General features: G+C 47.3%; 13 protein-coding genes. All 13 read right to left on the bottom strand.

Annotated elements, in window-relative coordinates; all coding sequences use genetic code 11:
• Positions 1-71: 71 nt before the first annotated feature.
• The 13 genes from L21SP3_RS09315 to L21SP3_RS09255 all read right to left on the bottom strand — a co-directional run bounded on the left by L21SP3_RS09315 (position 72) and on the right by L21SP3_RS09255 (position 19,627).
• On the bottom strand, positions 72-2,477 hold the full coding sequence (locus tag L21SP3_RS09315) for an FAD-dependent oxidoreductase (RefSeq protein ID WP_118084577.1): 2,406 nt from the start codon (positions 2,475-2,477) through the stop codon (positions 72-74).
• Positions 2,478-2,611: 134 nt separating this feature from the next.
• A complete protein-coding gene (locus L21SP3_RS09310) occupies positions 2,612-4,891 on the bottom strand; it encodes a LamG-like jellyroll fold domain-containing protein (RefSeq protein ID WP_077540887.1) in 2,280 nt (759 codons plus the stop codon).
• Positions 4,892-4,932: 41 nt separating this feature from the next.
• Complete coding sequence (locus L21SP3_RS09305) at positions 4,933-7,185, bottom strand: LamG-like jellyroll fold domain-containing protein (RefSeq protein WP_161488167.1); 2,253 nt, start codon at positions 7,183-7,185, stop codon at positions 4,933-4,935.
• A 73-nt stretch (positions 7,186-7,258) separates the two neighbouring features.
• Entirely contained in the window at positions 7,259-8,071 is an 813-nt protein-coding gene (locus tag L21SP3_RS09300) for a type II secretion system protein (protein ID WP_077540883.1), read from the bottom strand.
• A 310-nt stretch (positions 8,072-8,381) separates the two neighbouring features.
• Positions 8,382-9,269 carry a hypothetical protein gene (locus tag L21SP3_RS09295; RefSeq protein ID WP_077540881.1) on the bottom strand — a complete coding sequence of 296 codons (888 nt, stop codon included), beginning with the start codon at positions 9,267-9,269 and terminating at the stop codon, positions 8,382-8,384.
• A gap of 459 nt (positions 9,270-9,728) precedes the next feature.
• Positions 9,729-11,525 (bottom strand): FAD-dependent oxidoreductase, encoded by a 1,797-nt coding sequence (locus tag L21SP3_RS09290; RefSeq protein ID WP_077540879.1) that lies wholly within the window; start codon positions 11,523-11,525, stop codon positions 9,729-9,731.
• Between the two features lie 203 nt (positions 11,526-11,728).
• Positions 11,729-12,604, bottom strand: a complete 876-nt coding sequence (locus tag L21SP3_RS12170) for a type II secretion system protein (RefSeq protein WP_077540877.1) — start codon at positions 12,602-12,604, stop codon at positions 11,729-11,731.
• A gap of 165 nt (positions 12,605-12,769) precedes the next feature.
• The gene (locus tag L21SP3_RS09280) at positions 12,770-13,390 is read right to left on the bottom strand and encodes a flavodoxin family protein (protein WP_077540875.1); all 621 of its coding nucleotides are present in this window, start codon (positions 13,388-13,390) and stop codon (positions 12,770-12,772) included.
• A 25-nt stretch (positions 13,391-13,415) separates the two neighbouring features.
• Positions 13,416-14,096 carry an LOG family protein gene (locus tag L21SP3_RS09275; protein ID WP_077540872.1) on the bottom strand — a complete coding sequence of 227 codons (681 nt, stop codon included), beginning with the start codon at positions 14,094-14,096 and terminating at the stop codon, positions 13,416-13,418.
• Positions 14,089-15,852, bottom strand: coding sequence for a protein-disulfide reductase DsbD family protein (locus L21SP3_RS09270; RefSeq protein WP_077540870.1), 1,764 nt, complete (start codon positions 15,850-15,852; stop codon positions 14,089-14,091). Before L21SP3_RS09270 ends, L21SP3_RS09275 begins: the two co-directional genes overlap by 8 nt.
• A 42-nt stretch (positions 15,853-15,894) precedes the next feature.
• Positions 15,895-18,027, bottom strand: coding sequence for an ATP-dependent zinc metalloprotease FtsH (gene ftsH, locus L21SP3_RS09265; RefSeq protein WP_077540868.1), 2,133 nt, complete (start codon positions 18,025-18,027; stop codon positions 15,895-15,897).
• Positions 18,028-18,093: 66 nt separating this feature from the next.
• Positions 18,094-18,597, bottom strand: a complete 504-nt coding sequence (gene lptE, locus L21SP3_RS09260; protein ID WP_161488166.1) for an LPS assembly lipoprotein LptE — start codon at positions 18,595-18,597, stop codon at positions 18,094-18,096.
• Positions 18,598-18,610: 13 nt separating this feature from the next.
• Entirely contained in the window at positions 18,611-19,627 is a 1,017-nt protein-coding gene (locus L21SP3_RS09255) for an outer membrane protein assembly factor BamD (protein ID WP_077540864.1), read from the bottom strand.
• Positions 19,628-19,635: the final 8 nt, after the last annotated feature.

Genomic DNA, 19,635 nt, shown 5'->3' with positions numbered 1-19,635 from the left:
AGGCAGTTTGTATTAAGGTAAACAGATTCGCTCAGCTGCTTTAGCTTTTTTGTAAAAAATATAAGCAGCATCTATTCATAACACCGCACTTCAAACAGCGCAGCAGGTATATTCACATCAGGCCTTTGAAGCTGAATTATAAGCTTATCAGTGGTTACAGGCTCATCAAATGTTATAACATTACGAGTCTTATGGTTTTCCCTGCATTCGTAAACCACCCTGCCCTGTGAATCTGATATAAGGTATTCCCTAACACAGTAAGGTACTGTGTGATAAGTGTGTCCCATAAAAACCGATTCCATTGGATGGTCGAAATCGGTATCAAAAGCCAGTTCAATTTTTTTAATAGATTTTGGTTTCTCCCATTCAAGGACAGCCTCCGGTGAACGGTCATCAAAATCTGCAACCCAGGCATTCGCCCCTTTGAAAGGCCTGGCAAATCCGTTAGTCAAATTATCAGGGCCGAAAGCTTCAATCGCAGATTTAAATCTGCACGAGAGCAGATGACAGTTCGGCCAGCGCTGCGGAATCCAGAATTCCATTTCATCAACGCCAATATCCTTATCCGGCTTTTGTATATTTCCGTTGCTGACTCTAAAATTACCCTTTGAAACTACAGACAGAACCCCGGTAATATGCTGACTGCTGCAGCGGATATGGATATCGGGATTTTTCCGGAGGCAGATAAACACGTACTGATCAGTTTCCAGTATAGACTCGAATTCAATTTCAATATTGCCCTGAGAGAAAGAGTCCTCGGAGGTTTGATTAAACTTTTGCGTAAAAGCAGCTGCCCCTGAATTAACACCCCCGTCAGCACCTGAATACAACTTCACCTTTTCTTTAGCTCTGCAGCTTTCAGATGCAGTTTTGGGGGAAATGGAAATCTTTTTCCTTTCCAGAAGCAGATCCGGAGTAAAATTACCAATCCTGCTGCTTGATTTGAGCTCGACAATCAGTTCAGTTTCTTTATCTGCAAAAATTTCAAATGAGACAAAAATATTACTGCCTTTTCTTGCCGGAAAGAGCATTGCCATTGAATCGTGTAAAGTAAGCAGCGGGCCTTTATTATCAAGTTTCGAAAGCTTCAATTCGCTGGAAACGCTGATTGCGGCCTCTTTAGCTATATCTTCGGGGTCTTCAAGTTTAATGCCCGGGATGTACTGCCCGCATTTGAGAAGTTTCTGCTGGAGCAGAGAAACCTTCTCAGGCTCAGCGACATCCCTCGGCAGGCATTTATCACGAACGCACAAAACTGAAGCCATTCCAACTGCCTGAGCGTTATGCGCACATGTAAGCATAACGCGGGTGGACCCGTTTGCTACGTGAGAAGTGCTCATAATCCTGCCTGCAAGGAAAAGGTTTTCAATATCCTTGCTGTACATACACCGGTATGGAATCTGATAAACGCCCTTGGAATGCCATTGGTCGCACCCGGGCAGTCTGCTGTAAATCCCGTCTGCCGGGTGCAGATCGATTGCCCAGCCGCCGTAGGAAACAGCATCGTAATGCTCTTTCTGACGCACTATATCATTTTGTACAAGTATATAGTCGCCGATAAAACGCCGGCTTTCACGCTTGCCGGGAATCATTCCTACCCACTCAAGAGTCATATTTTCAGTGCCCGGAAAGCTGCCGGAATTTTTTATATAATCCCATATCCCGTAAACAATCTTCCACAGCTCCCATTTGATTTTCTCTGTATCGTGCACCGTATCAAGACGCCCGCCGTATTCTACCCACCAAAGCTGACAGCCATAATGATTTTTCCCAAAATTGCGATATCGAGGTATTTGTTTTATATCCTTCAATGCATAGCTTGGAGGTACAAAGCGAACGGGTTTGCCGGTATCCTTTGAATAGAAAAAGATTGAATGACCCATCAATGCGCCGTACTCTAATGAAGGTGCGAATTTTTCATCAAATTCTTCTCTGCTCTCGGCGCCCATTCGAAATTCTGCACCCGCAAGATACGCTGTTACACCGTCCCCGGAGGCATCGCAAAACAAAGGAGCTGAAATATTGTATAAAATTGAATTCTGTGAACAGAATGCTGTTACTGATTCAATTTTTTGATTTTCTTTTTTAGTTATTTTAACAGCCGAAGTATTCAGCAGTAAATTTATATTCGGCTCTTCGACTACCTTCTCAAGGATCACAGTATCGAAGATTACAGGATTCCCCTCGGGGTTGCGATATATATTTTCAACAAGTATTTCATCGATCACCCCGCCCTCACGAGACCAGCGATTGTTATTGCCTTTATGAGAGGTGGCTCCAAGTGCCCAAAGACGAACTTCGCTGGATGCATTCCCCCCGAGAACCGGCCTGTCCTGAACCAAGGCAACGCTCAAGCCCTCTCGGGCAGCGGTAACAGCTGCGCATACGCCGGCAAGTCCGCCGCCGATAACTGCAAGGTCGCATTGAATATTTTCCTGCCTAAACTCTCGTTTATCGGCCGGCTGTTCTATATTAATCAAATTAAATTACCTCAAATTTCCCAGTTGCTGCAGATATAGATAACAGTTCGTGTCTTAATATAGGGGGCTAAGCCGAAGAGCCCAGCCCCTATTAAATTACAGTCTTCTAAAGAATTATTAAATTAAATTTTTCATTCAAAGCATAAGGAGGCCGGATAAAGGCCGCATTCAAACCATTTTTTTGCGATTTGAACAAAATCATACATATCAACCTTACAGTCCGGCATACCTTCAGGTCCGCTCAAATCGTAAGCGGGGTCTGGGGGGTCTATGCAAATCGGCTCTCCTGATACATCGTAATACAGCTGAGCAATCTCTTCCGGGCTCAGGGCGTAATTGTAGATTCGAACATCATCCATAGAAGCGTTCGCAATCCTTTCAGGCGAGAGTTCACTAAATCGCCCTATCCAGATAGGGGCTGCAAGGTCTTCAGGGTCTGAGCCTAAAGTAAAATCGGAAGTGCCGCTGTTAATTCCATTCACATAGCAGTTTGCGTTATTATCTGAGACGGTAAACGCTACAAACTGCCACTGGTTATCATCAGTCAAAGGTCCTGCTGCAGGCCCGTAGCTGCCGTTTCTCATCAACTTCATACTTGTACTGCTGACATACTGACCGCGGATAAACCACATATTTCCGGCATTCAAGTCAACCGATTTGCCCAGATAGCCCTGACGAACATCGCTTACGCCGTCCCATTCAACCCAGAAAGCAGCAGTAAGCTCATTGCTGAATTCTGAGGGATTCCAAGTGCCTGCATTTGCAACACTGTTAGGATCAATCTTAACAGCACCGTTTGGCGTGCCGTCAGCTCCTGTTACAAACTGGACATCCACTTCGCCTACCAGCTGTGCATCATGTGCAGTTCCATCTTCAGGGCTTGAGTCAAGATAGGAGCTTCCATCATAATCGGCCTGATCCATTGAATACTTAGCCATCAGTCTCTTTACTCCCAGAGATGCTGTATCAGAAACGGTTGTGCCGCTGCTGTTGGTAATTTCGCAGTAATAGTATGCCTCATCCTCAACAGCTGCAGAGTACACTGTTAAGGTGTTTGAATCAGCGCCGGCTATTAATGAATCATCTTCGCCAGTATCAACGGCATCATCCAGAGATTTATACCACTGATAGCTTTCGCTTGACATAGTGGACACGCTAACGCTCAGCTCAGCAGTATCTCCAATACCAACAAACACATCTTCCGGCTGAGCTGTTACCACAGGCACACTCTTTAATGTTTCAAACTCCCAAACTGCGCTTACATAGTTGTTCGGGTCGCCCGGAGGATTCGCTGAACCTGTGCCGTCATCAAGGCCTTCTTCGATAAGCCAGTAGTATTTTCCGTCAAGATTGAGAGTTGTCGAATAGGATTCATTAAGGCCGGTTACATCAAGGGAGGCTTTAAGTTCGAGGTCAGTATCACCTTCCACGCCGCTGCTCATATAAAGATAATGTTTTTTGATATCAGGGTTATACGGCTGCGGGTCAGAGGTGCTGTCATCTCTTCCGGTTTTCCATTCGAGGGTAACATCGACATTACCGTTATTCTTAACACCCACGCCTTCTTCTCCGCTTTCAGGACTTGGGGAATAAGCATTGAGATTTACGCCAACCACATCGTAGAATGCATCATCACCTTGGCTGATATATACAGCATCTATCAGGCCGCCCCAGTGGTCGTCGGTATCATAGGCTAGCAGGCCGAGACCTTTCAGCCTGTCCATTTCGCCCCAGCCAAGGTCGCTGAGCTGCTCGAAATCGGGCGTGCCAAGGCCGTCCGGACCGTTTGCAGTATTTGGATTCACCCAAACCTGCAGGTGGGCAGGAGATGAATACGCATTCGGCATAAACTTGCAGAGAACCAAGGCTGTCTCGCCAATTGCGTATTTACTGCTAACGTCGATCCCGCCGGAGCCGGTGCCCCCGCTGCCTTGAACATACAGGTTTGTCCCGCGAAGCGAGATTTCCCTGTCTTTATTTACCCAGTAGCTGACATATTCATCAAAATCAATTCCGGTAACATTCGTTGATTTTGTATTTTTAGCAAGAAATGATATCCAGCAGCTGCCAACGAGATTTTCATGTATCAGCTCGCGATACTGCCTTCTCTGGTGTATCGACTGCACCTGCACGCACTGAGCTGTGCCAGTCTGCACAATCGAATAACCGGTGCTTGAAGGTGCAGCAAGGTTATCTTCCCTTACTTTGCAGTGAGATGTATTTGCCTGCCAGTAATCTGTTGAAAAGCCAACACCAGTACCGGCCGGCTGACCGTCGTTCTCCCGCATACCGCCTGTGGTCATATCATTAAATGTCGCTATTACATCCGCCTGCCCGTAAAGAGTTCCCGAAAGAACCAGACACAAGACTGCGCAAAAGAGGAAACACTTTTTCGTATGCTTTTTATTCATAATAATTTCCTTTCTGTATTGATTTTACTCATCAGCTTAATTTACATGCAGCCTTCTTCTGGATACAAACCGCAGTCAAGCCAACCGTTCATAATAAAAATCATCAAATCTGCAACATCTACATCGCAGTCGTTGTCATAATCGCCGTATTCAACTGGATAAACACATGCCGGCTCTCCAGTTACATCATAATAGAGGTCTCCTACCTCATCTGCAGAGAGGCTGTAGTTGTAGATCCGAATATCATCCAGTGCACCGTTGAATCGGTGAGCCCCGTCATCTGCGTATCCGGCACCAATTGCAATTGGCGCAGCAGCAGCGGCTTGATTGTAGAAATCAGCCACGTCAATTTCATCCACAGCAGCAAGCTGTCCGTCAAAATAGGTCTTAGCTTCCTGCCCGTCATAAACCAAGACATAATGCTGGAAAGTATCGGGGGATTCGGCCTGATCATTAACCATCTCTGCTGAAGAGGTTCCCGCTGCATTGTATGAATAGTAGCTTATGTTTCCGCTTCCCTGCTGTCCAGCCTGATTACCGAGTGTCCATGAGGAATTTGTGCTCGACCAGCTGTCTGTGGATTTAGAGATAATCCTCTGGTAATTAGAGCCTAACGGCCCGTGCCAGTTTACCCAGACGCTCAAGCTCATCATTCCGAAATCAGATGGCGGGTCTATAGTCCCTGGAGCTGAAGCATACACGTCTTCAGAGATAACCAGAGCGCCGTTTTCTGCGCCGTCAGCCCCTTGTGCAAATTCCGGCGTTCCCTGAATTACAGCATTATTTCCGCTTTGCACATCCAGCAGTTCACCTCCAAGCACATCGCTTTGGTTCATAGTCCAGTGTGCAAGAATCTTTTTGAGGCCTAAAACTGCAGTTTGCGAGGCTTTATCACCTGCGCTGTTTGAAACCACGCAATAGTAGTATCCCTCATCTGAAGCCGCTGCATTCTCAATAGCAATCAAATTAAGAGAAGCTCCTGAATCAAGAGCTGTATCATCAGCAGGTGTTTGGTTAGTATCATCAGTGGATTTATACCACTGATAATTCGTTATTGGCTTTTCAGAAGCGGCTGTTATTTCAAAGTTTGCTGTTTCGCCCTCAAACACAACCTGATCCTCAGGCTGGCCTTCGATTACCGGAACACTTTCCTTTGTTTGGAAAGACCAAAGCTCTCCTTGAAAGTTGTTTTCATCCCCGGCAGGATAAACTCCGCCCTGTCCGTCTTCCAGCCCCTCTTCAACAAGCCAGTAGTATTGGCCGTTTAAATCGAGGGTAAGCACGCTTGATGAGGCATCTGCACCTGTTACTGAAACTGTTTCAACCAGTGTCAGGTCGGGGTTGTTGGGGTCTATTTCATCCGCACTGTTTAGATAAACATAATGCTTCTTTATCCTCGGGTCATAATCTTCCACTCCATCAGGGTCGGCGCCGGTTTTCCAGGAAAGGGTAAGCTCAACCTGTGAATCTGTTACTTCTCCAACGCCATTCTGCCCATTTGAAGGGGTTGGGCTGTAGGCATACGATGGATAATCCGCTCCGGTAACATCTTTGTATGCATCAGCATCATTGCTTGCATACACCATATCTATCTCCCCGCCGACGTTTATACTGCCTGTGTAAAAACTGGGCAGACACAAATAATCAATGCCGTCGCCTACGAAATCTGCCCCGCTTTGAGACGCTGCTGCCATGCCCGGATTGGTTACATCGGGATTCAGCCAAACTGAAACATAATCTTCGCCGTTATCGCCGGCATCAACTTCAATCCTTCCAACAATCAGATAGGTTTCTCCCGCGTTCAAAACATCGGATAAAACTACATCATACTCATCCTCAGAGAAATCCAGTATCAAATCGCCCTGATCAGCAATAACCCTCGGAGCGGTTGTGGAATAGCCGCTTCTGTTGAAACCAAGGCCGCCTCCGGAACCTTCGGAAACATGCTTGTACAAGAAGCTGAACCAAACTGTCCCGTCCATCAATTCGGCTATTTGACGGGCCTGCTGACGCTCGCCCTCATAAGTACCCTGAACAAGACGTGTATTTCCTGTCTGGGTTAAGCCGAAGTTGGTACTTGAAGGAGCTGTCAGATCCCGATCCCGCAAACGAATCGTGGAGGTATTAACGTGCCAGCCCGAGCCTGGGGCAAAACCAACGCCGCTGTCGGATGCAGTCCAGCGCATCTCTGCCACATCAAGCTCATTAAAATTATCCATCACAAAAAGTGCTTGAGAAGTACCGGCCAAACACATAATGGACACAACCATCAACAGTAAAAATTTCTTCATCATAATTTTCCGCCTTAAAAAATAATTTAACATTAAAAAATACTCTTTGATTTAGAGAAAAGCCTTAAAAACGCAGTCATTCCGGCAGAGAACGCATCCAGTCCGGCCATTCGATCTCATCTTCCCTCGGCTTCCATTTGCGGTGCCAAGGTATATCCCAAAGCTCTTTGAGCTTAACCTGCTGAACGGAAAAGTCTGCGAAAACCCAGTTAACCCGGCCGTTGTTATGACGATTCGTGCAAACACGCTTCATCTCATTAGAGCTTTCATAAGAGTAATCACCGTCGCTTTCGGGAGGATCTGCAAATCTGGTAGGGCGAACCACAAACGAACCGCAGTCTCCGATTACAGGAACAGAAGAGGGCTTTTGAACATTGTCAACCCGCTTGAATTTATTCTCTGTAGGGTAGGTAGCAGTCCATGAATCATTGCTCGTAACCCACCAGTTCTGTCCATAGCTGCCTCCAAGCTCTTCGGCATCTCTGTCTTCCAGCATCTCTGTCTCAAAAACGTTCGGGGTCCACCAGCGGACGTTCCACTGCCAGCGGTTATTCAGCCTCCCCCCTCTGTCTTCCGGAGCGGCCTTGGTTGTCGGACACAGAAGAATCTCAAATTTGCCCGCATAATAGGGCTTCATTGATAAAAACCACGTCCATCTGCCGTCATCTTTATGACAATCTGCGGGGAAATATCCGTCGCTGTCATCGGTGTACATACTGAAAATAAGCCCCCACTGCTTTACATTGCTCTGGCATACAACATTGCGGGCCTGTTCGCGGGCCTTATTTAGAGCAGGCATAAGAATTGACATGAGCAAAGCGATGATGGAAATAACAACAAGCAGTTCAATAAGAGTAAAACCGGAAGTTCGATTTTTCCTATTTTTCACAATTTCTCCTTTTAAGAATTTAATTTTAATTCTCGGCTTTGAAGCCGCTGCGATAACAATTCAAATATACGTCGAGTGTATCTTCGCATAATCACTTTTTTCTACAACCCCAAATTGCGAAAATAATTCCCCATTTTACGAAGACCGAAAAAGAAATGCTTTTTTAGTTACAGGTTGGTAAATCTATTCATGCAAAAAAGATTGAAAGCATTTTAACAAGCAGCCTTAAATGTTTTTTATTATTCTCCGTTAATTCTCAAGCAAATCAGTTTTGGAAATATGGAAAATAATAATGAAGGATTCCAATTCCTTAAGATCGAAGTTTCTGCCTTCTCCTTAACGCCAGACCGCCCAGAGCTAAGAGGGTTAAAGCGGCAGGTTCAGGTACACCGGTAACATCCTGAAAAGCCGAAGTTTCATTGCTGATATACAAAGAATCAATCTGGCCGCCCCAGCTGCCTTCGGTATCATAGGCGAGAAGGCCGAGATTTTTCAGCCTGTCCATATTGCCCCAGCCAAGGTCGCTGAGCTGCTCGAAATCGGGCGTGCCAAGGCCGGCGGCGTCATTAGAAACATCAGGGTTCACCCAAACCTGAAGATTAGCAGATTCGGAAAGGCCATTTGGCATAAATTTCCCGAGTATTAAAGCGTTTTCATTCAGAGAGGTCTTGCTGCTTACGTCAATACCGCTTTCACCTGTACCGCCGCTTCCTTCAACATAAAGGCTCGTCCCCCGCAGGGAAATTTCCCTTGCCTTATCCACATGGTAGCTGTCGTAATATGAACCGTCGTAAAAATCAATTCCTGCAATCTGAGTAGATTTAGTGTTCTTCACTAAAAAGGAAAACCAGCTTGTACCTACAAGCTCTTCGTGATCAAGTCTTCTGCTTTGACGGCGCTGGTTAGTTGACTGCCCTTGAACGCTCTGAGCAGTTCCGCTCTGCTCGAGGGCATAGCCGGTTTCCGCCGGCGCAGATAGATCATCCTCCCTCGCTTTGTAATGGCTTGTATTAGCCTCCCATGTATCAGCCTCACTCGAAAATCCAGTGCCTTTGCCGGAAGTATCACGCAAATCACCGGTCTGATAGTCATTAAATGTTTCAATAACATCAGCCAAGCCGTAAGCTCTGCCGCAAATACTCAAAGAAATGAAACTAACAATCAGAAAACAATTTTTGAAAAGCTTTTTCGTCATCATAATCTAACACCTTAAAAATTTAACATAACAAAATACTCTTTAATGAGAAACACAAAAATTCCCGCACCGAACGCATTCAGAAAGGGCGTTCATCAGCTTCTTACCGCTCAGATTTGCGGTGAAAGGGAATATCACTAAGGGCTTTTAACATAAAAGGCTGACAACAACCCGAACTTCCATTTATCCTGACACCTATTTTTTCAATTTCCGGATTATTGTTTATAGCTCTAAACCTTTCTTTAATCATTCAGCAAAACTTAAATAATATGATTGCATAATTTTCTTGTAATAAAACCCCATTTTGCGAAAATAATTCACCATTTTACGAAGAATCAAAAAGCGCAAACTTGGAGTATCAACTCAGCAGGGATACCCCGCAGGAAGTGTTAGATTCAAACAGAATGAGAAAGTGTGCAGGCTTTGCCGGCTATATACGTGTATCGAGAAGAGTATTGAAGGCTAAAATTTGCACAGCTTCCTAAGCTCTCCGATATGGTCTTTGCCAACCTGCCTTGGGGATTTATCGAATTTTCTGCACAGAGCAGCAGCAAATCCCGCAGCAGCCCCCATCTGTCCGCAGGTGTTCATAACACGCGGCCCGCCAAGGCCGATGTGCGAGCAGCTGAAGCATCTGCCTGCCATCATAAGATTGCCTATATTCCGAGAATAAAGACTGCGGAAGGGGATGTAATAAAATTTCTCTTTAGGCTTTCGGTAGATTGCCTCAGAGAGAAAATCATACTTAGAGCCGGTGAGCGATCGCTGATAATGAACATCAATCGAGCGCTTCTCCACCGCAACCGCATCATTGAATTTTTTCGACTCAAACGCATCATTGCCCGTGTAGATATAATCCCCGAGCAGGCGTGCAGATTCTCGTTTCCCCGCATTGTACCCAACCCACTTGAGCCTTCTTTTTTTGTGCTTGTCCTGCTTGATTGTGTTTGAATATGTGCCGTATATAGCTCGGAAGAAATGGTCTCGTATCTGTTCTGCATCGCTGATCTGATTGAGGCTGTTATGCGAATATTCCCAGTACCACTCGCCGCTGGGAGAGGTGTGGTCTTTTGCAACGGGCATTGCCCAAGGAACTTCCGGAAACTGAACTTCTTCGCTTCCCTTTTCAGTGTTCCATAAAACGCTCGTCCCCATCACCCGATTATCCGCCTTCTCAGGACACCACAAATCGCCGTGCTTATCCCAGCCTTCGCTGTATTTAGATTCCGGCTCGCGGCCGTAAACCCAATCTGCCCCTGCAAGCCGGCCGAGCCATCCATCGCCTGTGCAGTCTATGAAAACCTCTGCCTCGAAAATCGTTCTTCTGCCTGTTAAATGCTCGAAGGCCTGAATTGATTTTATTTCGCCCCCTTGTGAATCTGCTGAAATCAGCGTGTGCATAAGAAACTGGGATACCCCTTCGGCTTCATTCATATTTTTCGTGCGTTTTCGGTCATCGTGAAAAGCCTTCTCTGAGCCGTTGGGATAATGCTCGGTATCGATCTTGCTTAATATATCTCCGGCATTCCCGTGGAGGCCTAATGTATGAACACGAATCTCCCCGCTGGCGTTCCCGCCCAGCACGGGTCTGTTGTGAATTAACGCAGTCTTCAGGCCTTGAGATTCAGCGGCCAATGCCGTTGCGCAGCCGCTTATACCGCCGCCTGCTATAACAACATCAAACTTTTTCTTTTCAGCCGCCTTAGCTCCTGCATTCTTATTAAGCCTCCAGCGGAGCAGTTTTTCTCTATCATTCGGAGGCGTTTCATTATCATCCTGAGTGAAATACACCGCCGAACACCGCCCGTCAAAGCCGGTAAGGTCTTCCAGCTCCACAAGAGCTTCGCCCTGCCTGATTTGAATCTTCCCGCCGTAATGCCATTTCCATCCGGGTTTATTTCCGAAAATCTCGTTTAGGTATTCCCCGCCAACCTTAAGCTTAAATCTGCCCGGTGCGTGCCAATTTCCCGGGCACCAGTCTTTTGTATGCACCCAGACATTATACAAACCGGCTTTCTTAAATAGGGCTTTTGTTTGAGCGTTTTTCACAGGGCTGCCCATCCCGTGGGCAAGCAAATAACTGAAGCCCAGAGTGTTGTGGAACTGCGTATCAATCTTCCATCCGCCAGTATTGTCAAACTGCACTGCTTCAATCAGAAGTGAGCTTTTATCAGAATCGCCAAAAGCGGCTGGCTGGCTGAAATTCAATGAAATGCCCGCTGCGGCTGAGGCCTTTAAGAAATCCCGTCTTTTTATCATATCCGTTTTTCCCGCTGAGATTCAGTTAAAATAAACAATTTGCTGTTTAATAACAGGCCTCTAATATAATGGCGAACTTCAAAGGCACAACCCTAATTTGCGAAAAACAATTCCCCATTTTGCGAAAGACAGCTGCAAATCCTGCCTCAATAGGATTATTTGTTTTTCAGCTGCTTGAGAGATAAATCGGGTGGCTTATAATCCTACCAGCGCCTCTTTGAGGGCATAAAGTGCTCGCACCATGCATCCGCGCCTGCGTATGCCCTCTGCCTCATAGTATCGCTGCCCTTGATAGATTTCACGCTCCCGTCGGTGTAGCCGCAGTTTAGCTTGATATCATCAAAAGGCGAGTTTTCTTTCAGCACTGTAAATCCCTCCGAATCAGTAGTAACCCACTGCCCGGGGCTTTCATCTTTCAGGGCGTAATAGGGCATTCCGTCTGAACGGGTAAGCGAGCCGCCCTCGAGCTTGTGAGTGCAAACCCAGCTCTGGGACGGCCTGAGCTGATTGTAGTATGCGAAGTAGTCGCTTATCAGCAGGCTGGACTGGGACTGGGAGCTCTTGCCCGGGCCTTCAAACCCGCCCGGATTGTTTTTATACGGCTTGTAGTTCCAGTACAGTGCGTATGAGCAGTTCAGGATTTTGTTGTTCGACTTATGGAACCAGTCGTTTTTGTTCTGGTAGGCCTCCTGATATGTAAGCGGCTCGCCGCCTGCATTCATAGCAATATCTGTTTCATCAAATCCCGAAAGAGGACAGTTAAACACGCCCACATCATCAATATAGCCCTTCAGATACTTGTAGGTGTAAGTATCGCTGTTTTCGGGGTCCTGGGGGTTGTAGGTTTTGTTTCTTGCGAGGGCATTCGGACGCACGTGAGCGCAGGGGTGCTTGGGGTAGTCGTAGTTGTCGGCGTGGTATGCGTTCAGACCGACAACAGCGCCGTGCATATTCGTCTTGCATACAACGTTTTTAGCCTGCTCTCTGGCCCTGCCCAAAGCGGGCATAAGGATAGCCATCAAAAGGGCTATGATTGATATAACAACCAAAAGCTCTATTAAAGTAAAAGCCTTTTTCATTTTTTCACCTTTCAACAATAAACATAAAGGCTATTATAACTCAAAAGCAAGGTTTTTAAACGCCAATTTTAACATTTTTTCCACCAATTTGTAACCTCAGATTTGGCGAAACGGAGTGCGAATTTGCGAATTATTTTACTATCGGCAAGCTTTAAAGTCAGGCAGTTAATTTTTGAGTGAGTCGGCAAGTTTTCCCCCGAGCTTGCGGGCATTATCCAAAACATCCGGGCAGTCTTTGGCTCTGCCCCTGTCGAAAAGACCGAAAACAGCAAGCTCATCTGCAAATTCATAGCCAAGCGCCTCGAGCGGGAGTTTCATAGATGGAATGGTGAAGCCCATATCCTTCTCATTCATCTGCTCTGCTATTCCAACAGCAGCCGCCTTCCTGCCCTGTCCGCTGAGCTGACTGCTCCATCTGCGGGGAACGGTGTTCTCAAAATTGTAGAAGCAGTACAGCCTGTCTATAAAGGCCTTCATCATTGCAGTTACGTTGTAGTTGTGCGTTGGGGAAATCAGAACCAAACCCTGAGATTCGATGAATGAGGGGTAAATCTCGGTTAAATCGTCGCTGAGGCCTGTGCAGATCTTGTCCTTCCTGCACCTTTCGCATCCAATGCAGGACTTGAAATCCAAATCCCTAAGCTGAATCTGCCTGCAGGAAATCCCTGTTTCACTGATTCCCGCAGAAATGCTTTCTAAAACTGCATCAGAATTGCCGCCCTTTCTCGGACTCGCAGAAACCGCAATAATCTGCTTTTCAGGTAAATTTTGCTTGAAGTTTTCCATTTCGAGCTCTAAATCGCTTCAGTGATTACTTTATAGGCTGGAGGGGGCCTGTCCCGTGTCTTCTGTGGAATTTCAGGAGGATATCCAGAGTTTCCTGCGGGTCGTCGGTGAGGTCTATAAAGTCTATATCTTCCGGCGTTATAAATTCGTGCGCTTTGCACATTTTCTCTATCATCCAGTCGAGCATATCCTGCCAGAAATCTTTGCCCATAAGCACCACAGGGAAGTATGCCTGTTTGTATGTCTGTATAAGCACGAGAGATTCGAACACCTCGTCCATAGTTCCGAAGCCGCCTGGGAAAACAACGAACCCGTTTGCGTATTTGAGGAACATAACCTTCCTGCAGAAGAAATAACGGAAGCTCAAGCCTCGCGTTAGATACTCATTCGGCTTCTGCTCGTGCGGGAGCTCAATATTCAGGCCTATCGTTTCGCCTCCGGCCTCGAAGGCGCCTTTGTTTGCGGCCTCCATAATCCCGCCGCCTCCGCCTGTAATCACTGTGAATCCTGCCTTTGCGAGCATAGCTGATGTCTGCTCTGCGAGCTGATAGTATTCATTGCCGGCGTCTGCCCTTGCCGAGCCGAAAACTGAAACTGCCGGCCCAGTTCTGCTCATCTCCTCAAAGCCCTCTACGAATTCCGCCATTATTCGGAAAATGCGCCATGTTTCTTCATTCAGTATTTTATTATTACCGCTATTATCCATCTTGCTGTTTGCTGAAATTGTTCAACACTTCCAGCAGCTCCTTCTTACTGTAAATTCCTCTAAGCTTGGTTCTTTCTCCGTCCGGCGAGATAACCACCGTAAGCGGAACGTTTCCTGATTCTCCAAACTCCTCTTTCAGCGCTTCCGTAGCTGGGTTTGAGCTGAGCGTTGTATCTGCGAGGACAGGATATACGTTTTTCTCTTCGAGGGCTGATGCAATTTTCTCATCCTGAAACACCTGACTGTCGAGAATATGGCAGTTCGTGCACCAGTCAGCGGTAAATTTTATCAGCACCGGCGTTTGCTGTTCTGTCTTCTGCTGAATCTTGGCTGTGCTGTAGGGCTGCCAGTCTATGAGCTTATCGCCTGAGGAGAAAATCATAAACGCAGGAACAGCTGCTATCAAGGCCGCTATCCCGCGGACAATCATCTTTTTCCGCTTCGGTGTGGTAAAGTTTACCCAGCTTCCGAACATCCAAACCGCAAAGCTCAGAATAACTGCATAAGTAAGCGCTTTGGAAAGCATCTCTGCGTTGAGCGAGACGAGCAGCTTCACGGCGATAAAAAGCAGAAGGAAACCCATTGCGTTTCTGAATTTTTCCATCCAGGCCCCGGGCTTGGGCAGCTTTTCGAGAAGAGCGGGGAAGTTTACAAGCAGGAAGTACGGTATTGCCATTCCAACGCCGAGAAGCAGGATTATCACCGTGCTTACTGCGAGGGTCTGCGTTTGCGCCCAGAGGAAAACCGCTGCAAGAATCGCACCGCTGCAGGGCGTGCTGAGAAGGGCAGCGAAAAATCCCATTACGGTTGTGCCGGCAAGATCTCCGCCGGAGCTTTTCTGCCCGCCCCCTGAGAGCGAGGAAGGAACAGCAAAAGAAAGCACATCAAACATAAACAACGCAAATACTATAAGAAGCATCCCCGTGGTTACAAGCACAGGCGGATACCGCAAATGCTCAGACCAGTTCAGGGCATTGCCCGTTGTGAGCTTGATTATTATCCCGGCAGCAGCGAAGATCGCAAAGAATGATATTATGCCCAAAGAATACGCAAGCCCCTGCTCGAAGAGTTTCTTTCTGCCGTGGCCTGCGAAATTAACCAGCCTCTGCACTGCAATCGGCAGCACAGGCCAAACGCACGGCATAACATTGAAGCTCAGCCCCGCTGCGAGTGCCAAAAGGCAGTACAAAAGAAACTCGCCAAGCTCAAACGGCTCGGCCTTCTGCGCAGGTTCTTCCGCTTCGGTTTCAGTTTGCTTTGAGCCCCTTTCGCCTGTTAAGGCTTTATCGAGCGTTTGCGGATTATCCGAGGGCTCTGCTGAGATTGTTTTTTCGAAAGGAGGAAGGCAGGTGTCCCCTGCGCAGCCGATCCCTTTGATTATTACATCCACGCCGGCGTTTGCAGCCTTCTCTTTGACGGGCAGATAGATGGAAAAATCGCCCTCATAAACCTCATAGCTCTTGCCCTGCTTATCCATATACAGGCTCGTTTCGGGATAAACAGCTCCGCCTGCTGAGAGCTCGGGGCCGGCAAGCGCAACAGAAAGTGTTAAGCCGCCCGGAGCGGTATTTTCGTCTGCGTAGTAATGAATGTATTCATCGCCTTCAAACTCAACTTGAACAGCAAGAGTGCCCTGAGAGCCTTGGACAAGCTCAGCTCCAGCCCTGCTTGTGTAGCCCTGATAGCTGATTACATCGACCGACTGAGCAATTGCGCCGCTAAGGAGCAAAAGCAAAACAGCAAAATATCTTTTCATTTCCCCGCCTCGCGTATTTCTGCAGATTGTTTTTTTTAAGAACTAATCTTTACTTTTATCATCATCGCTGCTGTCTTGAGAGTCCTGATCCTCGCCTCTGTTTTCAAAATCCTCATCTTCATCGATGTCCCAGTAGAGATCGTCTTCGTCCTCGTCGTCTTCAAGGTCTATCTCGTCTTCGTCATCGTAGAGCGAATCTTCGTCATCATCAAAGAGGGTGTTCAGTTCAGAGGATTTATTCTTCTCCGCCTCTACCAAATCGGAAACTGTAGGTCTGGTGAGCTCGCCGCCCTCGAGAATAGTTTTAACCTCTTCAGCATCGAGCGTTTCATATTTCAGAAGGGCGTTTGCAATCCCTTTTATCTTGTCCTTGTTGTCTTGTATAAGCTGATAGGCCTCATTGTAGCAGCTGTCTATAATCCGCTTAACTTCCGCATCGATCACCTCGGATGTCTTCTCCGAGCAGTCCAGCTTTCTCCCGCCGAACATCTTCTGGTCGTTATCCCCGCTGAAATTAACCATTCCTATCTTGTCGCTCATCCCCCAGTCGGTTACCATATGTTGAACCATCATTGTTGCCTGTTTGATGTCGTTCTGTGCCCCGCTTGTTACATCATCAAAAAATATGTCCTCAGCTATCCTTCCGCCGAAGCATATCTTGATAAATGCGTAGCAGTATTTCGAGGAGAATGTCATCCGCTCCTTCTCAGGCAGCGAGAACGTTGCTCCGCCGTAGGGGCCTCGCGGGATAATGCTCACCTTGTGCAGGGGGTCTGCATCTTCCAGCATACTCTGGATAAGCGTATGCCCCGCCTCGTGGTAGGCGGTGAGCTCTTTTTCCTTTTTATCTATTACGCGGCTTCTCTTAGCCCTTCCCCAGCGCACCTTATCGCGCGCCTCTTCGAGATCGTCCTGTTCAACGTAATTCTTGTTTGCCATTGTTGCCCCGATAGCGGCCTCGTTGATAAGCGCCTCAAGCTCAGCTCCGCTGAACATCGGCGTGCCTCGTGCGATCACCTCGAGATTAACCTTTTGGCTCATCTTGATTTTCTTTGAATGCACCTTCAGTATCTCGAGCCTTCCCTTGATATCGGGGAACGGGACATAAATCTGTCTGTCGAATCTGCCCGGCCTAATCAGGGCGTGGTCGAGCACATCAACCCTGTTTGTAGCAGCGATCACTATCACCTGATCGGTGGATTCGAATCCGTCCATCTCAACGAGAATTGCATTCAGGGTCTGCTCCCTTTCGTCGTGCCCGCCGCTTGCTACGCCCGGGCCTCTTTTCTTTCCGATAGCATCAATTTCATCAAGGAAGATAATGCACGGGGCGTTCTCCTTAGACTGCTTGAACAAATCGCGCACCCTGCTCGCTCCAACGCCCACAAACATCTCAACGAAATCCGATCCGCTGATGCTGTAGAACGGGACATCCGCCTCGCCTGCTATAGACTTTGCCAGAAGCGTTTTTCCGCAGCCCGGAGGGCCCTCAAGAAGAATGCCTCGGGGGATCCTTCCGCCTATCTTCATAAAGCGCTTAGGGTTCTTGAGAAATTCAATCGTTTCGGCTACCTCATCCTTGGCCTCATCGATACCAGCAACATCCTTGAAGGTAACCTTCTTCTGCTCATCGCCCATAAGCCTTGCCTTGCTTCTTCCGAAGTTCATCAGCATACCGCCTGCGCCGCTTTTCATATTCCTTGCGAAGATGAAGTAGAAAAGGGCGATGATAATCAAAAACGGGGCTACCTGAATAAGGAACGTTACCCAAAAACCGTCTGCAACGAATTTATAGTCAACCTGCTTCTCTGCGAGAAGCTCTTTGGTGTCCTGAAGGATTTCCGGAGAATACTGCGTCTTAAAGCGGTTCGCAGCGTTCGGGTTTTCTCTTTTCCTCGCCTGAACGCCTGCATCAGTGAGCTCGCCTTCAATCGTTACAGAACCTGTACCGATTTCTACGTTTCTCACATAACCCTGATTTACCAGTCTCTCAAACTCGCTGTATTTTATTGAGTCGGTCGGGGTGAGCTTGCCGAAAGAGCTTATTATCAAAAGCATCACCGAAAAAATAAAAAGCCAACCCATCGGGTTAGGCTTCTTGAACTTACCCCCGCCCGGAACCTTTGGAATACTGTTTTTCTGTTTATCTTTATTGCTGTTATTATCTTCTGCCATAAATAACTAATCCTTTTTGTATATTTTTAACCAGCTGAGTAAAGAGCCCCGGCAGTTTTAGAGCTTTTACCATTCCAACTGCATAGCTTCTACTATTTTTTCGGCAGCCTTGTTCACAGCCACCTTCCCTGCCAGTTCAACTTCCTGCCCGTCCGCGTACGTGCCGGCAGACTTTATCTTTTTGTTATTTGCGTACATCTTTCCGGTTATAAGATTCTTCCAAGTAAACACAGCATTAACAGCGAGCTCTCTTTGGATAGGAAGCCCTGTTTCGCTGTCTGTATTCAAAACGGTCTGGGAGATTGATTCAATCTCCCCGTAAATAAGGCTGTCTGCCCGAGAGCGGTCGGAAACGATCTTGTATGGGGTCTGCGCCTCAATCTGTTTGCAGAGAGCTTCGGTAAGCTCAAATTCGTACCCCCTGCGAAAGCTCTTGGACTCAAACATCTCCACGCATACAGTCTGCACCTTTTCGGGATAAGGAAAGCCCTGGGTGTATCCCGAACAGCCCGAAATAATCAAAACGCCGGCAGCAGCAGTGAGCAGTGTGATTAATTTAGCACATTTCATTTTACAAGCCCTCTTATTTGACATCAAAATCAAAGAAATGAGCGAACCTCCAGAAGATATTCTTATCTACCGGCCTGATACGCGGTTTATCCTTAAGCTTTTCCAGCTCTTTCCTGCATTGCGAGGCAGTTTTCTCAACCTCTTGAAAATACTGTGAATCCGGCCAGTCCTCTTGGAAAGATTCCAAATAAACCAAGGCTGTACGGTAGTCTTCCACACGGTAGTAATGCATGGCGATTCTGTACTGCTTGTATGCCTGCTGTTCTTGAGTGAGGTCGATCTTTTCGCTTATATCCCTGAGTTTGGCCTCTGAAGGATAGCGTTTTTTGAACTGCCCGTAGTAGCCCTCTGCGCTCTTGAGAGAGGAGCTGTCGTATTTCGGGCCGTTGTATGCCTGATGCATATTCTTGCCCATCTCGTAAAGCGATTTCAGACCTTCCTCGCCGGTAGGCCAGCGCGTGGCGATTTCAACCCAGATGTTGTATGACTCGAGGTATTTTTCGCGCTTCTCATAGCTCTCTGCAAGGGTGTAAAACGCTCTCTTAGCGATAGGGGCATTGCCCGCCCTCTCGGCAATCGAACGCATAATCTCTTCGCCCTCGTCGTATGCCTTGAGCTTGAATACCATAAGAAACGTTTTCTTCCTGCCCGAGAGATAGAGCTTTCCGCACTGATACAAACCCTCCATCGCCGGCTGATAGAATTCGCTCATGGGATAATTATCCAGCACTTCGTAAAACTTCTCTGCAGCCTCTTCCACATCCCTCTGGGCATAGATCATCTCGGCCTCTGCAAACGCCTCCCAAGCATCTCCAGAGAGCTCGGGATTGCCGGTTTCAAATTCTTCCAGCTTTTCGCTGAGCCGGTCTTTATCCTGATTCTCCGCAAGACGGCAAATCTCCGCAAGGCTTAGCTGCACTTCGCTTAGAGCCTTATCTGCCGGCTGCCAGCCGGTATCTTCAAGCACCAGCGTTTCTGCATGGGCAGAAATCAGAATCGATATTATCAATACCGGAATACATATTTTCATTTAATGCT

Origin of the sequence: Sedimentisphaera cyanobacteriorum (assembly GCF_001997385.1) — a bacterium.
In the GTDB taxonomy this organism is placed as follows: Bacteria; Planctomycetota; Phycisphaerae; order Sedimentisphaerales; family Sedimentisphaeraceae; genus Sedimentisphaera; species Sedimentisphaera cyanobacteriorum.
Note: the sequence above shows the minus strand (reverse complement) of the source record. Positions and strands in the feature narration are given on the sequence as shown.

Excerpts from the sequence above, each read along its gene's own strand:
- L21SP3_RS09310 (WP_077540887.1), bottom strand. The coding sequence starts at position 4,891 with ATGAATAAAAAGCATACGAAAAAGTGTTTCCTCTTTTGCGCAGTCTTG.
- L21SP3_RS09305 (WP_161488167.1), bottom strand. The coding sequence starts at position 7,185 with ATGATGAAGAAATTTTTACTGTTGATGGTTGTGTCCATTATGTGTTTG.
- L21SP3_RS09295 (WP_077540881.1), bottom strand. The coding sequence starts at position 9,269 with ATGATGACGAAAAAGCTTTTCAAAAATTGTTTTCTGATTGTTAGTTTC.
- L21SP3_RS09290 (WP_077540879.1), bottom strand. The coding sequence starts at position 11,525 with ATGATAAAAAGACGGGATTTCTTAAAGGCCTCAGCCGCAGCGGGCATT.
- L21SP3_RS12170 (WP_077540877.1), bottom strand. The coding sequence starts at position 12,604 with ATGAAAAAGGCTTTTACTTTAATAGAGCTTTTGGTTGTTATATCAATC.
- L21SP3_RS09280 (WP_077540875.1), bottom strand. The coding sequence starts at position 13,390 with ATGGAAAACTTCAAGCAAAATTTACCTGAAAAGCAGATTATTGCGGTT.
- L21SP3_RS09275 (WP_077540872.1), bottom strand. The coding sequence starts at position 14,096 with ATGGATAATAGCGGTAATAATAAAATACTGAATGAAGAAACATGGCGC.
- L21SP3_RS09270 (WP_077540870.1), bottom strand. The coding sequence starts at position 15,852 with ATGAAAAGATATTTTGCTGTTTTGCTTTTGCTCCTTAGCGGCGCAATT.
- ftsH (WP_077540868.1), bottom strand. The coding sequence starts at position 18,027 with ATGGCAGAAGATAATAACAGCAATAAAGATAAACAGAAAAACAGTATT.
- lptE (WP_161488166.1), bottom strand. The coding sequence starts at position 18,597 with ATGAAATGTGCTAAATTAATCACACTGCTCACTGCTGCTGCCGGCGTT.
- L21SP3_RS09255 (WP_077540864.1), bottom strand. The coding sequence starts at position 19,627 with ATGAAAATATGTATTCCGGTATTGATAATATCGATTCTGATTTCTGCC.